We start from the raw sequence: 14523 nt of genomic DNA on the forward strand, positions 1-14523 counted from the left end.
TATTCTGTACTATAATCAACATGGTTGTACAAAACGGCGTTGCCGGAATCTGGTGCAACTACGCGGTGGGACATCCCGTGTCTGCTCGCAGAGGGTTCTTGCAGTAGCTCCCCGATGAAGCGAGAAGCCCACGCTGTACCTGTAGGGTCAGTGATGGGAGTATGTCACCTAAACGGGGGATCCTCTGGGGTGGGCCAGAGAACCCGTTGCGGCTGTCCGGTGTCCGGCAGGGAGAGGGGAGTGTGGCCAAGGGGCTCCAGAAGCCAGCTACGCTGGGGCGGGCTCCAGTTGCCCTGGCGGGCCTCGATCTCCAGAATGAGCTGGCCATTTTGCTGTCGCAAGCGGAAGAGGGTGGTGGCCCAGGCTCCTGCTCGATGGGCGAGGGTTTCCCCGTCGTCTTCGTAGAGGGTGAAGCTGCCGTTGCCGGGGTAGAGTTTGAGGTGCGGTTGGTCACGGCGCAGGTGGGCGGTGGACGGGCAGGGGGGAGCTAAAGGCAGAACGGAGCCACCCCGCACAAACAGCGGCAGTTGTTCGAGAGGGGCAGGGACGAGAATGTAGCGGGGGCCGGTGTGGGCCTGACCTGTCCACCAATCAAACCAAGTGCCCTGGGGTAGGTAAACAGCGCGGCACCGCACGCCAGGCCGAACCACAGGGGCAGCTAGGAGGGCGGATCCCAGCATGGCTTGATCTGAGATCTCGTAGGTTTGCGGATCGTCGGGAAACTCATAGAGAAGGGGGCGCAAGATGGGGGATCCGGTTTGGCTGGACTCCCAAAAGAGGCTGTAGAGGTAGGGCAGCAGCTGGTAACGCAACTGAATGGCCTGCCGGCAGATGGTTTCCACTTCGAGGCCAAAGCTCCAGGGCTCGTGGGGGCGGGTGCCCAGGGCGCTGTGGCCGCGCATGAGGGGGTAAAGAATTCCCATTTGCATCCAACGGGCAAACAGCTCGGGAGTGGCATTGCCACCGAAGCCGCCGATGTCCGCGCCGACAAAGCTAACTCCCGACAGGCCCAGGTTTAGGAGCATGGGCAGGGACATCTCCAGGTGTTCCCAGGAGGATTGGTTGTCGCCTGTCCAGACGGCAGCCCAGCGCTGGATCCCAGCAAAGCCGGAGCGAGTCAGCACGAAGGGGCGCCGGTTGGGGTTGAGCTGTTCCAAGCCTTCACGGGAAGCGCGTGTCATCAGCAGGCCGTACAGGTTGTGAACTTCGGCGTGGGTGGTGGGTTCGTCGGGTGGGCCTTGGGGGGCATCGAGGGGGATATCGACGATCTGGCCGCCGTCTCCAAAGGGGCGGTCGTTGAGGGCCGGCTCGTTCATGTCGTTCCAGATGCCATCCACACCGGCTTGGGTGAGAACCCGTTGCCAGGATCCCCACCACTGCCGCACTCCGGGGCGCAAGAAGTCGGGAAAGAGGACTTTGCCTGGCCAAACGTAGCCATGGAAGAGGTGGCCGTCGGCGCGGCGGATAAAGAAATCCTGGGCCAAGCCCTCGTCGAAGACGGCGTAGTCGGCTTCGGGCTCGAACTTGACGCCGGGATCCACAATGGCTACCACCCGGAAGCCAGCCTCGTGGAGTTGGGCCATGAGCCGGGCCGGTTCGGGGAAGCGGCGGGGATCCCAGGTGAAGACGCGGTAGCCGCGCATGTAGTCGATATCCAAGTAAATGACGTCGCAGGGGATCTGCCGCTGGCGAAATTGCTGCGCAACGGTTTGAACCTGAGCGGCGCTGGCGTAGCTCCAGCGGCACTGTTGGTAGCCCAAGGCCCAGAGGGGAGGAAGGGGAGGCCGCCCAGTGAGTTGGGTGTAGGTCTCGAGCACCAAGGCCGGGGTGGGGCCGTAGATCAGGTAGTAATCCAGCTCGGGGGCGCGCACCTCGATGGCCCACTGCTCGGGATCGATCTGGCCCAGGTCGAACTGGCTCCAGTGGGTGCAGTGCAGGAAGAGCCCGTAGCAGAGGTTGGGGCGAAGAAACAGGGCGAAGGGAATGGCCTGGTAGAGATTGTCGCTGTGGGCGTCGTAGTTCCAGCAGTCGCGAGTCCAGTGGCTGTAGCGCCGACCCCGTTTGTTGAGTAGCCCCGCCCGTTCCCCTAGGCCATAGATGTGCTCGGCAGGGTGGAGGTGTTTGACCAGGCGGATGCTATCGGATCCCCAGGTAAGCCCAGAGGAGACATCGGCGCAAAACTCTTGCCCTTGAGAGTCTTGAAAACTGAACCGGAGGGGATCCCGATCGATCTGAACTTGCACCTGGGAGGTGGACAGGTGGATTTGGGTGGAGCTTTCCTGCAGTTCAAAGGGAGCCGGCGGCCACTCTTCATCGGCTGGAGCCACATCCCAGGAACGACGGGGCAAAAACGCTCCGCTGGGGCTAAAGCGCAGCCGAAACAGACGGGGGGTGAGCACCTGCATAGACCAGCAGCCCTGGGCACAGATGAGGTGGATCCCTCTGGAGTGGGGCTGGAGCTGCTGCAGGGATCCGCAGGTTGGCCTTTGGGGCGGGCGGGCGGGGGATTGGCCGTTCGCGCCCGCGGGATCGAGTCCCAAGATCTCGCCAGGTTCCAGCATGCTTTGGAGACAGATTGCTGCTCTCAAGGCTAGCCTATGGCCGGGAGGGGACAGGGGGTTGCCCACTCTGGTCCGCAGTGGGTTTTACCCTCATCGGTACCCATCTCCAGAAGAGCAGCAGTAATAATCGACTAGCTCAGACCCCAGAATCCATCGCGAAAACGAGGCGGCAATGGCCATGAGGATCCCGGCGAGCAAACTTCTCTCCGCGCTACTGCTTTTGGGAGGGTTGTCCGCCCCCCCTGCCGTGGTGGCCTATCCGGTCAGCCCTGAAACGGTGATGGCCCTGCAACGGGGGGAGCATGCCCAAGCCCTACCCAGAGCCAGAACGGAGCAAGCGTTTCGGGTGGTTACTTTGGCCCAGGGTTTGGAGCACCCTTGGGGGATGGCCTTTTTGCCGGATGGAACTCTCTTGGTTACCGAACGCCCAGGGCGGCTGCGCCGGGTTACCGACCAGGGGTTGGATCCCCAGCCCATAGCCGGTGTGCCAGAAGTATTTGCCCGCGGACAGGGGGGCCTGCTGGACATTGCCTTGCACCCTAATTACGCGGAGAACGGCTGGATTTACCTGTCCTATGCCGCTCCTGGGCCGGGCGGCGGGGGAACCCGAGTGGCGCGGGCCCGCTTGGGGGAGAAGGGACTCCAGGATCTGGAGGTGATTTTCGACATGGAGCGCAAGACCCCCGCTCAACAGCACTTTGGCTCCCGCCTGGCCTTTGATGAACAGGGATTTCTCTACATCAGCACCGGCGACCGCGGAGAGCGGCATCGGGCCCAGGATCTGGGGGATGCTGCCGGCAAGGTGTTGCGCGTCACTGATTCAGGAGGGATCCCGGCGGACAACCCATTTGTCGGCCAAGCAGGGGCTTTGCCGGAAACTTTTACCTATGGCCACCGCAACATTCAGGGAATGGCCCGCCACCCTGAAACAGGGGCAATTTGGTCCCATGAACATGGGCCGCAGGGTGGGGACGAGATCAACATCTTGGCCCCCGGCGTCAACTACGGCTGGCCCCTAATCACCCACGGTCGAGAATATACGGGAGAACCCGTCGGCCAAGGACTGGCGGCAGCTCCCGGCTTGGCTTCCCCTCTGCTGCACTGGACGCCCTCTATCGCTCCTTCTGGCATGACTTTCTACACAGGGGAGGCTTTCCCCGAATGGCGGGGCAACCTATTTGTGGGGGCGCTGGCCGGGCAACACCTGGCGCGCTTGGTACTGGATGGAGAGCGGGTGGTGGCGGAAGAGCGCCTGCTGGAAGGGGCGGTGGGTCGCATTCGCGATGTGCGGCAGGGGCCGGATGGACTCCTTTACCTGTTGACGGACGCCCCGAATGGATCCCTGCTGCGCCTGGAGCCAGCACCCTGAAGGCATCGGCTTGGAGGAGAAGAGGAGCTGCCTTGATCCCGCTTGCAACCGTCTGGCGGGACGGGGATTTTCTCCAGAGTAGGGCTGGGGAACTCAGAAGCTGAGGCTCTCCCAAGAAACGTTGATGTCTTCCAAAAGCAGCGACTTGTTGTAGATCTGCAGGATAATCAACAAAAAGACGGCGAATAGGGCCATGAAGACCGCCATCAGGGGCGTGGTGCCCCAGCCGGGAGCCACTTTGCCGTATTCCGAGTTGAGAGGACGCAGCAGATCGCCCAGTTTGGTACGAATGGCCATAGGTTCTCGCTCAGAAACCGAACACGTTGACGAAGTCGAAGATAGCAGGCTCGAAGGCGGATCCCTGGTGCTCAGCACCGCTAAAGCAGCCGCCTTTTAAAATCACGCTATCAGAATCTGGCCGAACCTTTTTGTCTTGGGCAATGAATTGTAAACTTGTGTAATACTGTAGTCGAATACTCTCAGGATCAAAGACAACGATATGGAGCCCACCTTTTCCCTGATTGTGGCGATTGCGGCAGTTACCATCTGCATCACTGCGTTTGCCATCTACACAGCCTTTGGCCCCCCTTCCAAGGACTTGCAGGATCCCTACGAGATGCACGAGGATTAAGGCCTGTCGTTGGGATATCTGGGTAAATGTCTGCTCGGCTGATCCCCCGTCTCTCCTTTCACAAGTACCAGGGGTTGGGGAACGATTTTATCTTGGTGGACAACCGCTGGCAGTCTCAACCCTGCTTGAGCCCGGAAGAGGCCGTCGCCCTTTGCAATCGCCGCTTTGGGGTAGGAGCCGATGGGGTTATCTTCCTGCTGCCGGGGCAGGAGGGGGCAGATTTCAGCATGCGCCTATTCAACAGCGACGGTTCCGAGGCGGAGATGTGCGGCAATGGGATCCGCTGTTTGGCCCGCTTTCTGCAGGACTTGGGGATCCCAGGTCGGGATGGCGCCTACCAGATCCACACCTTGGCGGGGCGAATCGTGCCGCAGGTGCGGGCAGATGGGCTGGTCACAGTGGACATGGGGATCCCTCGCCTTTTGGCCAAGCAGATCCCCACCACCCTGGTCGAACCGGATGAGAAGGTCATTCGGCAGCCGCTTGCAGTGGCCGGGCGAGAGTGGCGGGTGACGGCGGTGAGCATGGGCAACCCCCATTGTGTGGTCTTCCTGGAAGAAGAGGGATCCCTGGAAGAGCTGGATTTGGCGGCTGTGGGCCCCCTGTTTGAGCATCATCCGGCCTTTCCTGAGCGCACCAACACCGAATTTGCGCAGGTGCTCAGCCCGACTCGTTTGCGCCTACGGGTTTGGGAGCGGGGAGCAGGGGCAACGCTGGCTTGTGGGACGGGTGCCTGTGCTGTTTTGGTGGCTGCTGTTTTGGAGGAGCGCGCAGAATCGCAAGCTACAGTAGAACTGCCGGGAGGAAATCTGGAAATTCGCTGGGATCCGAGCACACAGCACGTGTGGATGACCGGCCCTGCCCTGCACGTCTTCAGCGGCACCACTGCCGGTTGAGAACTAGGCTCCCAGACCCAACAGGAGGATGGCCAGGAGGCCGAGGATCCCATAGGCAACGCTCCAGCCCTGCCGCCAGATCAGCGCCACTGCCAGGCCCAATAAGACCAAGCCCAAGCCCAGGCCAAGGCGGAGAAATAGAGGGTGTACAAACTGGCTGAGGGAGCGTTTGAGCCAGGGGAAGATCACCCCCAAGGCGAAGGCCAGTCCTACGGGGATCCAATCGATCCAACCTGTCTGCTCCCAGCCCCCCAACAGGTAAAAGCCGCCCAGACAAAGGCCCAGGCAGAAAAACAGCACCCGCATGCCGGGATAGTCTTGTCGATAGTTGAAAGCAAGGCTTCGGAGCTCCTTGGGGTGGGCCAAGACCAATGGCTCTACAGCAAAGCTTTCGCTCCACTCCGGCGCTTCTTCAGTTTGTCCGCGGCACCAAAGGTAAACGTTGACCTTGCGCAACCCTTGCAGCAGAGAGGCTTCCACCGCACTGCGCACCACCTCCATCACCTGCAGGGTATCCACCACATCGCCCGGCAGCCGTTCCAGCAGCACGTTGAGAACAGGCCCCTTCAGCTCGGCTCGGCCAAACAGCCGCAAGTTGGCAAGCTTGTAATCGAGGATTTGGTTCAAGATTTTGAGCTGGCGGCGCATGGGATCCCGTAAACAGTGAACCGTCGTTCGAATGGTTGACTTCAAGCTTCAACATGACCGGTATGACCAGTTTAATGGCTTGGGCCAGAGCAGCAGAGGAGAGGCGTTGCCGGTGTGAAAGGGAAGTGGGACTATCCCATGAGGGTGCGAATGCACCGGCGAATGCTGAGGTTGGATTGCTCCAAGTCGGCAAATCCGCTCAGAAGAGTTCCCTGGCCGTCCAACAGCAACAAAACAGCCTGGCGGCGAAAATTGATCCCAGGCAAAGCTGCAGCGGCTATTTCTTGCAGCTTCTGGATGGTTGCTCCCTCAAAATCGACCGAGACATACACAAACGGAGAAACCAGGCGGGGATCCGTCGGTACACTCTCCCGGATGGCCTGCAAAACCAAGTGGCGCACCAGCAGCAGCCCCCTGCCATCCACCAGCACGATCTGGCGCAGCCGAGGGTTTTGCCCAAACTCCAGGGCCAAACTTTTGGAGAGGGCTTCCGATTGCGAGCGGGTTTGGCTGTTGGTCAAGATCAACGCTTGAATGCCCTCATACCGACTTAGGTCAAGCCGATCCCCAGAAACGCTTTCCACCTTGAGGTCAAGAGATGTTTTGGGGTTGCCGTTGCTGGGGCAGTTGCCAGCTTGGGCGGGATCGAACGCACCTTGAGAAAGCAGGGCAAGGGTGGCAAACCCCAAAGCCACAAGTCTCTTTTGAACGCAAAGCCAGCAGCGGTTAGCCGGGGCACAGCAGCAGGACAGCACTCGGTTCATGGCGGGGAGCTCTGGAGCGGGCCGGCCAAATCTTAACCGATCTTCATCTTTGGTGCTCCAAAATGCCCTCTGGGCTTCTCATCCCCATTGGGTTGGTGCCCATAATGGAAGGCAGTTTCTGGTTTGCTGGCCATGACTCACGCCTCTTTGCTGGATGCCCTCAACCCTTCTCAACGGCAAGCGGTGCAACACTTTTGTGGCCCGCTGCTGGTGGTGGCGGGGGCAGGTTCCGGCAAGACGCGCGCCCTCACCCACCGCATTGCCTACCTGGTTCGCCACTATCGGGTGGATCCAGGAGAAATTTTGGCCGTGACCTTCACCAACAAGGCCGCCCGTGAGATGAAAGAGCGCATTGAGCAGCTCTTTGCCGAACAAGAAGCTCAAGAACAATTTGGGATCCCCTTAGAGGAATTGGAGCCGGCCCAGGCAACGCGACTAAAATCTGCTGTTTACCACCGCTGGATTAAGCCTCTTTGGATTGGCACGTTCCACAGCTTATTTGCCCAGATCCTGCGCCTGGAGATCGAAAAATATCAGGATCCCAAGGGGCGCAAGTGGACTCGCCACTTCTCGATCTTCGATGAATCAGATGCCCAATCTCTGGTGAAGGAGATTGTAACCAAGCAACTGAACTTGGATGAGCGCAAGTTTGACCCAAGGTCGGTACGCTACGCCATTAGCAATGCCAAAAACCAAGGTTGGACTCCTGCCGACCTGGAGCGCAATCAGCCCAACTTCCGTGGCCGTACCATTGCCCAAGTTTACGAAATCTATGAAGACCAACTGGCAGCCAACAATGCTCTGGACTTTGATAACTTGATTTGGATACCGGTGCAGCTTTTTCGACAAAACGAGCAGGTGTTGGCTTACTGGCACCAACGATTTCGACACATTTTGGTGGATGAATACCAAGACACCAACCGCACTCAGTATGAGTTGATTCGTCTGTTGGCCACCAACGGCGAGACCTGCAGATCTCGGTTGGATTGGAGAAACCGATCGATCTTTGTGGTGGGAGATGCCGATCAAAGCATCTATCGGTTTCGCGGGGCAGATTTTACCATTTTGCTGGAGTTTCAAGAGACCTTTGGAGATGGTCTCCCGGATGATGATACCCGCACCATGATCAAGCTGGAGGAGAACTATCGCTCTACAGCTACCATTCTGCAGGCAGCTAACGCTCTCATCGAGAAAAATACAGAGCGCATTGATAAAGTTCTCAGGCCAACCCGTCAGCAAGGAAGTCCGATTTTCCTTCATCAGGCGGATGACGAGATTGCAGAGGCTGAGTTTGTTGTCAATACCATCCGGCGGTTACACAGCCAAAATGCCAATGCTTTTTCCTGGGGAGATTTTGCCATTCTCTACCGCATCAACGCTCAATCCCGTCCTTTTGAAGAGGTCTTGCTGCGGTGGGGGATCCCTTACACGGTGGTGGGCGGACTGCGATTTTACGATCGCAAAGAAATTAAGGATGTCCTGGCCTATTTGCGGGTTGTGGCCAACCCTGCCGACTCCTTTAGCCTGCTGCGAATTATTAACGTGCCGCGCCGTGGCATCGGCAAATCTACTCTGGACAAGCTGACCGAAGCGGCGGCGGCTCTCAACGTGCCTTTGTGGGAAATTCTCAGCGATGAAACCTCTGTAAGTAGCTTGGCGGGCCGTTCGGCTAAGCCTGTCATTCAGTTTGCTCAGTTGATTCAGCACTGGCATCGACAGGCTTCTCAAACCTCAGCCGCCACCCTTATCGAAGGGCTGCTGCGGGATTCCGGCTATTTGGAGGATCTCAAGGCACAGGGTACAGACGAAGCCGAAGAAAGAGCGGCCAACGTGATGGAACTTTACAATGCCGCCCGCCAATTCGAGGAAGAACAGGAGGATCCCAGCCTTGAGGCTTTTTTGAGCAATGTGTCTTTGGCTTCCGACTTGGACAACCTTCAGGAAGGTGCTGAGAAAGTTTCGCTAATGACGTTGCACTCTTCCAAAGGTTTGGAGTTTCCTGTTGTGTTCTTGGTGGGGGTGGAACAGGGTCTGTTTCCCAATTTCCGGGCTTTGGAGGATCCCGCTGCTTTGGAAGAAGAGCGACGCCTTTGCTACGTGGGCATTACCCGTGCCCGTGAGCAGTTGTATATCAGCCACGCCAGGGAAAGGATGCTCTACGGCAACCGCGAACCAGCTATTCCTTCGGTATTTTTAAGTGAACTGCCCCAAGAGTTAATCGAATTCGACAGACGCGGAGCCGTTTCTCGACAGCTCTCCCACGGCAGTGGACTGTCCCTTTCAGATGCACCCAAGGCCAGGCCCAATCGCCGCCAAAGCCGTTCAGAACAGTGGGCGATTGGAGATCGTTTGCAACATCCCCAATTCGGACAAGGCCAGATTACCCATGTGTTCGGCAGTGGTGAACGGGTCACGATTGCGGTGAGGTTTCCCGCTATCGGTCAACAGAAAATCTTGGATCCCCGTATCGCTCCTATTCAAAAGCTTAGCTAGGCGGCTGAACTCGGAAGGGCTCCAGCGATGAAGAGAGGCAAAGGGAAGTGCTGTAGAAGTCCGTAGCTCATTCGAGATTGCCTTGCCGTTGACGTCGTTGGTGATCCCTTGCTTTATATGTGTTTGCTTTATATGTGTTGCTGCACGACGGGGAAAGCAAAACCTCAGCTCCCCCTTTCCCTGATTTGACCGTTGCCCAACCCTCGGCCTTACCTCTGCCCCCTCGTCACTAATTGCTTGTAATTGCTTGACTACCCGATCTTGGGATCCCTCGCCAGGCTTAACCCAGTCGGCTGGGACTGAGTTGTCTCGGCTCTGTCCGGTACCAGGCGCAGGGGCGGGCCAAAGCGGCCAACCGCTACAGTGTTGTTCAGGGCCGGGATCTGGCGGATGGATCCCTGGCGTAGGCAGCGGTGTAGACGGCGCAGCAGGAAGAGGTCGGCTTCGGAGCACTCCTCTCGAAATAGCCTTACGTTAAGTTCGTGTTCCTGAGCAGCGGTGAGCAAACCGGTCATCATGGCGGTTTGAATGATCTGCTGCACGGTTATGGTTGTCGCTTCATCCATAGGTTTAGGCGATTGGATGGAGACCTTTTGCTGCTCTTATTCTCGACAAATCCCTCTGATATTGACTCCGCCAAATAGCGGATTCGGTATGCGCGCACTTTGTCTTCTTTCTCGGTGCTCGGAAATAGGTCTTTCCAGATACCCATTGACCTTCTGAGCCATCCGGATTCCGTGTAGGCGAAAAGCTTGAAATCTTTGTGTCACAAGCCTTTCTAATCGAAGTGGGAGCAGAGCCAACAATTGGATACGTAGGGATCCCATCCTCACTGCAGTACAAAATTAGACTCAACAGTGAGTTGCTTGAACTTGCCAAAGAGGTGCTGATCCCATGATTTTTCGAGCTGTTGTTTGAGGCCGTAACAGATATCTGTGGCAATACGGAACTGAGAAGCGATGTTCGTCACCGACAAATGGCGTAGGGTTGCTCGGCTTTTTGTCTGTACCTTGTCGGCAATGAAGGCATAGAGGATGAGCAACAGCCTTGTGTTAGGGTGGGGGCATTCTAGGGTGGCAATGGGCTGTGTCAGAAACTCCACAAACAGTCGGCTGTGCTGCCCCTCTGGGCTGCTGTGGCTGCGGCTGTTTGGGCCTGCTGGCGGTGTTGGGCCTGGGGCTGGCGGGGGCAGGGATCCTGATCTGGAATGGGATCCGTGCCTCAGGAGCCTATCGCACCTACCAATTGGCGGTGGAGCAGCTCAAACAAAATGCTGTGGTGGTGGAACGTCTGGGGGAACCCTTGAGGCCGGGATGGCCCTCGCGGCTGCGTTTTCAGGAAGATGAGGAAGCCGGTTGGGTGTGTCTGTTCTTTTTGATTACAGGGGCCCAGCGCACCGGCGATGTGGTGGTGGAATCGGAGCGGGGCATGGCCGGCTCGGCATGGCAGTTGCGCCATCTGCAAGTGAAAGTTGACGGGGATCCGCAGGCCATTCAGGTCATCGAGGGGGAATCTCGGTGTGAAAAGGAAGAGTCGGATGGAGAAGCCCTGCCCCTGCAGCCAGAAGGCGACATCTAGGTAGCCGGATATGCTCAGCCGCGGGTAGAGTCAAAAGGACTCCGTCCCGCTGACGCGAACGGTTGTGGCCTTGTTGGATCCCTATGCGGTCGCTCCCTTACCTGCGCTTGCTGCTGTTGTTGGCGCTGTTGGCCTCGTTCACCGGGCTGATCGTCTGGCTGATCCAATCGTTTCTCGATCTGTACTACGCCACCCGCTACCACCCGATTTTGGGGGGGCTGTTGATTGGGGTGCTGCTGCTGCTGCTGCTGGTGTTTTTGGCCGCTGCCATCTACTACTTGTTTCTGTTTCGCCAACCCGCCCCCAGCAGGAGGGAAATTACCCAACCCCTTGCCTTGCCGGAGACGGCTTTGGAAAAGCGGAAAGCGGCGCAACAGAACTTGGCTCAACTGGAGGCGCAGCTAGCGCAAATCCAGGATGAAGTGGCGCGGGCAGCGCTGGCGGAGCGGTCGGCTCTGCTGGCCCAACAGTTGGCCCAGCCCCAGCTGAAGGTGGTGGTCTTCGGCACTGGGTCGGCGGGCAAGACTTCTTTGGTCAACGCGCTGCTGGGGCGGCGGGCGGGGGCGGTGGCGGCCACTCTGGGCACCACCCAGGCGGTGGCTTGTTACGATTGGAACTTGCCTGGGATCCCGCAGCCGGTGCAGATCCTGGATTGCCCCGGCATTTTGGAGATCGGCCCGGCAGGGGTGATGCGGGAACAGGAGGCGCAAGCCCAAGCCCAAGCTGCCGATCTGCTGCTGGTGGTGGTGGATGGGGATCTGCGCCAGTCAGAGGTGGATCCCTTGCGCCGGTTGATCGCCCTGGGCAAACGGGCCTTGCTGATCCTGAACAAAGCGGATCGCTACACCTCAGAAGAACGGCAGATCCTCTTGCAACGCCTGCGGGAGCGGGTCTACCCCCTGATTCCACCTCAGGATGTGTTGATGGCTGCCGCTGCTCCAGCCCCTGTGCGGGTGGGATCCCAAACCTGGCGACCGGAGCCGGAGGTGGCGGCGGTGCGGGATCGCGTGCAGGCGGTGCTCTATGCCGAGGGGGGATCCCTGGCCTTGGACAATGCCCTGCTGCAATCGCAACAGTTGGGGGAAGAGGCCAAACGGATTCTCCAAGCCCAACTGCGCCGGCAGGCGGAGGAGGTGATCGATCGCTTTCAGTGGATTGTTACAGGAGTGGTGTTCGCCAACCCCATCCCGGCGGTGGATCTGCTGGCCATTGCCGCCATCAACGCCCAGATGGTGGTGGAACTGGGATCCCTTTACGGCTGCAAGATGGATCTGCAGCAGGGGCGGGAGCTGGCCTTGTCTCTGGCCAAAACCTTAGCCGGCTTGGGCTTGGTGGAAGGAGCGATCCAACTGACCACGGGGATCTTGGCCACCGTTGCCGAAGTGAGCGTCGTCGGTTTTCTGGCGACAGCCCCCATTCAGGCAGCCAGTGCTGGCTATCTCACCCGCATTGCCGGCAAGAGCTTCATTGAGTATTTCCAGCACAACCAAAGCTGGGGAGAAGGGGGGATGCAGGCGGTGGTCAAAGCCCAGGTGCAAAATACCCAAAAATCCGGTTGGCTCAAAGAGTTTGTCCGCGAGGCTTCCCGGCGCATCTTCCGAAATGGGATGGCCAACCCAAGGGATCCCTAATGGCCGCTCAGGGCAATATCCGTCGGCAGGAAGGCCAGCTTCAGTTGCGCCACATAATCGGCGTAGCTCAGTGCCGGCCCAGTGTCCCAATCCGCCAAGCCATGCATGCACTTCGACCATTGAATGAAGGCGGCAGGATAGATATAGGCCAAACTGGGATCCTGCAAAACCTCTTTGGGCAGTGGAGAGGCCGACTTCAGCACTGCCAACAGAGCCGGCGGCTTGTGGAGAATCCCGCGCGTGGCCTCAATCTGCTCTGGGGAAACCCTAAACTTGGTGGCGATAAACGGGATCACTCTGGAAATGGCCATCACCCAACACCAACCTCGCCTATAGAGGTAGGTTGCCCCCAAGCCGAGGGGCTGGCCTCAGGGATCCTACGGAGAGCGGAAAAGAGGGATGAACATTGGCGAGGATGGCCGTGGGCGGGCCTGGGATCCCCTTGCTTGGAGCCGCTGCTCCTCGTTATCCTAGTAAAGCTGAAAAATCTGGGGAAACAGTGAGCCGTGGCTAAAAAGAGCATGATCGAGCGGGAGAAAAAGCGCCAACGCTTGGTCGAGAAGTATCGGGAGAAGCGCCAACAACTGAAAGCGGCCATGGCCGATCCCAACATCGACCAGGCCACCCGCATGGAGCTACACGCCCAACTGCAAAAACTCCCTCGGGCCAGCTCGCCCACACGCCTGCGCAACCGCTGCTGGAAAACCGGGCGTCCCCGGGGTTACTTCCGCGATTTCGGCCTGTGCCGCAACAGCCTGCGGGAAATGGCCCACAGAGGCTTATTGCCAGGTGTGGTCAAGTCTAGCTGGTAGTTGCCTGGCCTTCGCCGCTTGGTTATGCAGCCAAAACACCCTTTTGAGAGATCCTGAGTGGGCCTGCAACCTTTCCAGCTCTGCGACGAAGATCTCACCCCTGCAATGGCAAAGGCCCTGGCCAGGGAACCTTACCTGGCCGTGGATACAGAAACAATGGGGCTGATCCCGCAGCGGGACAGGCTCTGCGTGGTGCAAATCGCCAACCCTGCCGGCGAGGTGGTGTTGTTGCGGTTGAGCCGTGGAGTAAAGCAGGCCCCCTTTTTGGCGCAGCTGCTGATGGCTCCAAGCATTGAGAAGATCTTCCACTACGCCCGCTTTGACCTGGCCATGCTGCGCTATCACCTGGGGATCCGGGCGTGGCCCGTCTTTTGCACCAAAATTGCCAGCAAACTGGCCCGCACCTACACCAGCAAACACAGCCTCAAAGATGTGGTGAGCGAGCTGTGCGGGGTCGAACTCAACAAAGCTGCCCAAAGCTCCGACTGGGGGGCCGTCCACGCGCTATCCGCCGAACAGCTGGAATATGCCGCCAACGATGTTCGCTATTTGATCCCGGTGCGCCACAAGTTGGCGGAGATGTTACGGCGGGAAGAACGCTGGGAGTTGGCGCAGCAGTGTTTCCAACATTTGCCTACTTTGGTAGAGCTGGATCTGTTGGGCTTCAGTAACGTCTTCGAACATCAGTAGGCGGGGCTTTACTTGATAGACAGTCACCGAATTTTCGGGCTGGAGGCCCGCACCATAGCCGCAGGCTTGGTGTCGGGAGGAAAGTCCTCCTCTATATAGGTTTGCTGGTCAAAGTCTGGATGAGCTACGATAGGCCCATGAGCCAGACTATATCGGTACGTTGCAAGCTGATAGTCCCTGTAGAGTTGCGTCAAGAGATTGACCGCACCTTGCAGAGATTTGCTGACGCTTGTAACCAGATCTTGGATACCGCCAAGCGCGAGAAGTGCTGGAATACCGCCAAACTGCACCACTTGGTCTATCGACCGGTAAGAGCGGCTACGGGGCTGAAGGCTAATCACGTCTGTCAAGCGCTCCGCCGTGTGATTAGCAACGCCAAAGCGGTGAAGCAAGTCCACAAGTTCCGCCCCACCAGTCTGACTTTGGACGCTCGTACTTTTAAGTACCGAG

General features: G+C 58.5%; 14 protein-coding genes and 1 pseudogene. 9 read left to right on the forward strand and 6 right to left on the reverse strand.

What is annotated here, in order from left to right; all coding sequences use genetic code 11:
- Nucleotides 1-164: 164 nt before the first annotated feature.
- On the reverse strand, nt 165-2540 hold the full coding sequence (locus NW839_RS11815; protein WP_414380669.1) for a glycoside hydrolase family 31 protein: 2376 nt from the start codon (nt 2538-2540) through the stop codon (nt 165-167).
- A gap of 250 nt (nt 2541-2790) precedes the next feature.
- Between NW839_RS11815 and NW839_RS11820 the strand changes: the two genes are divergently transcribed.
- Complete coding sequence (locus NW839_RS11820) at nt 2791-3930, forward strand: PQQ-dependent sugar dehydrogenase (protein ID WP_414350763.1); 1140 nt, start codon at nt 2791-2793, stop codon at nt 3928-3930.
- 93 nt (nt 3931-4023) lie between these two features.
- On the opposite strand, the gene psbH is transcribed toward NW839_RS11820, so the two are convergent.
- Nucleotides 4024-4227 (reverse strand): photosystem II reaction center phosphoprotein PsbH, encoded by a 204-nt coding sequence (gene psbH / locus NW839_RS11825; protein ID WP_414331336.1) that lies wholly within the window; start codon nt 4225-4227, stop codon nt 4024-4026.
- A 202-nt stretch (nt 4228-4429) separates the two neighbouring features.
- Between psbH and psbN the strand changes: the two genes are divergently transcribed.
- On the forward strand, nt 4430-4561 hold the full coding sequence (gene psbN, locus NW839_RS11830; RefSeq protein WP_011432995.1) for a photosystem II reaction center protein PsbN: 132 nt from the start codon (nt 4430-4432) through the stop codon (nt 4559-4561).
- A gap of 26 nt (nt 4562-4587) precedes the next feature.
- On the forward strand, nt 4588-5457 hold the full coding sequence (gene dapF, locus NW839_RS11835; protein ID WP_414350766.1) for a diaminopimelate epimerase: 870 nt from the start codon (nt 4588-4590) through the stop codon (nt 5455-5457).
- A 3-nt stretch (nt 5458-5460) separates the two neighbouring features.
- Here dapF and NW839_RS11840 read toward each other — a convergent pair whose 3' ends face one another.
- Nucleotides 5461-6150, reverse strand: coding sequence for a hypothetical protein (locus NW839_RS11840; protein ID WP_414350767.1), 690 nt, complete (start codon nt 6148-6150; stop codon nt 5461-5463).
- Between the two features lie 86 nt (nt 6151-6236).
- On the reverse strand, nt 6237-6800 hold the full coding sequence (locus NW839_RS11845) for a hypothetical protein (protein WP_414342261.1): 564 nt from the start codon (nt 6798-6800) through the stop codon (nt 6237-6239).
- Between the two features lie 201 nt (nt 6801-7001).
- On the opposite strand from NW839_RS11845, the gene pcrA reads away from it, so the two are divergent.
- Nucleotides 7002-9362 carry a DNA helicase PcrA gene (gene pcrA / locus NW839_RS11850; RefSeq protein ID WP_414350768.1) on the forward strand — a complete coding sequence of 787 codons (2361 nt, stop codon included), beginning with the start codon at nt 7002-7004 and terminating at the stop codon, nt 9360-9362.
- A 251-nt stretch (nt 9363-9613) separates the two neighbouring features.
- On the opposite strand, the gene NW839_RS11855 is transcribed toward pcrA, so the two are convergent.
- Nucleotides 9614-9928: a hypothetical protein gene (locus tag NW839_RS11855; protein ID WP_011432990.1), complete on the reverse strand. Its 315-nt coding sequence runs from the start codon at nt 9926-9928 to the stop codon at nt 9614-9616.
- 520 nt (nt 9929-10448) lie between these two features.
- Between NW839_RS11855 and NW839_RS11860 the strand changes: the two genes are divergently transcribed.
- Together NW839_RS11860 and NW839_RS11865 are read left to right on the forward strand one after the other, a co-directional pair.
- Nucleotides 10449-10940 carry a cytochrome c oxidase assembly factor Coa1 family protein gene (locus tag NW839_RS11860; RefSeq protein ID WP_414350770.1) on the forward strand — a complete coding sequence of 164 codons (492 nt, stop codon included), beginning with the start codon at nt 10449-10451 and terminating at the stop codon, nt 10938-10940.
- Nucleotides 10941-11023: 83 nt separating this feature from the next.
- Nucleotides 11024-12571, forward strand: a complete 1548-nt coding sequence (locus NW839_RS11865; protein ID WP_414350773.1) for a YcjF family protein — start codon at nt 11024-11026, stop codon at nt 12569-12571.
- On the opposite strand, the gene NW839_RS11870 is transcribed toward NW839_RS11865, so the two are convergent.
- Complete coding sequence (locus tag NW839_RS11870; RefSeq protein WP_414350775.1) at nt 12568-12882, reverse strand: hypothetical protein; 315 nt, start codon at nt 12880-12882, stop codon at nt 12568-12570. The genes NW839_RS11865 and NW839_RS11870 overlap by 4 nt on opposite strands.
- Nucleotides 12883-13077: 195 nt before the next feature.
- Between NW839_RS11870 and rpsN the strand changes: the two genes are divergently transcribed.
- The 3 genes and pseudogenes from rpsN to NW839_RS11885 all read left to right on the forward strand — a co-directional run.
- Nucleotides 13078-13383 (forward strand): 30S ribosomal protein S14, encoded by a 306-nt coding sequence (gene rpsN, locus NW839_RS11875; protein WP_011432985.1) that lies wholly within the window; start codon nt 13078-13080, stop codon nt 13381-13383.
- A gap of 57 nt (nt 13384-13440) precedes the next feature.
- Complete coding sequence (locus NW839_RS11880; protein WP_414350778.1) at nt 13441-14073, forward strand: ribonuclease D; 633 nt, start codon at nt 13441-13443, stop codon at nt 14071-14073.
- A 137-nt stretch (nt 14074-14210) separates the two neighbouring features.
- Nucleotides 14211-14523: pseudogene (locus NW839_RS11885) on the forward strand (RNA-guided endonuclease TnpB family protein); the annotation flags it as partial.

Source organism: Synechococcus sp. R5-15, from assembly GCF_047462035.1.
Lineage (GTDB): Bacteria > Cyanobacteriota > Cyanobacteriia > Thermostichales > Thermostichaceae > Thermostichus.

Excerpts from the sequence above, each read along its gene's own strand:
- NW839_RS11870 (WP_414350775.1), bottom strand. The coding sequence starts at position 12,882 with ATGGCCATTTCCAGAGTGATCCCGTTTATCGCCACCAAGTTTAGGGTT.
- pcrA (WP_414350768.1), top strand. The coding sequence starts at position 7,002 with ATGACTCACGCCTCTTTGCTGGATGCCCTCAACCCTTCTCAACGGCAA.
- dapF (WP_414350766.1), top strand. The coding sequence starts at position 4,588 with ATGTCTGCTCGGCTGATCCCCCGTCTCTCCTTTCACAAGTACCAGGGG.
- NW839_RS11855 (WP_011432990.1), bottom strand. The coding sequence starts at position 9,928 with ATGGATGAAGCGACAACCATAACCGTGCAGCAGATCATTCAAACCGCC.
- psbH (WP_414331336.1), bottom strand. The coding sequence starts at position 4,227 with ATGGCCATTCGTACCAAACTGGGCGATCTGCTGCGTCCTCTCAACTCG.
- psbN (WP_011432995.1), top strand. The coding sequence starts at position 4,430 with ATGGAGCCCACCTTTTCCCTGATTGTGGCGATTGCGGCAGTTACCATC.
- NW839_RS11865 (WP_414350773.1), top strand. The coding sequence starts at position 11,024 with ATGCGGTCGCTCCCTTACCTGCGCTTGCTGCTGTTGTTGGCGCTGTTG.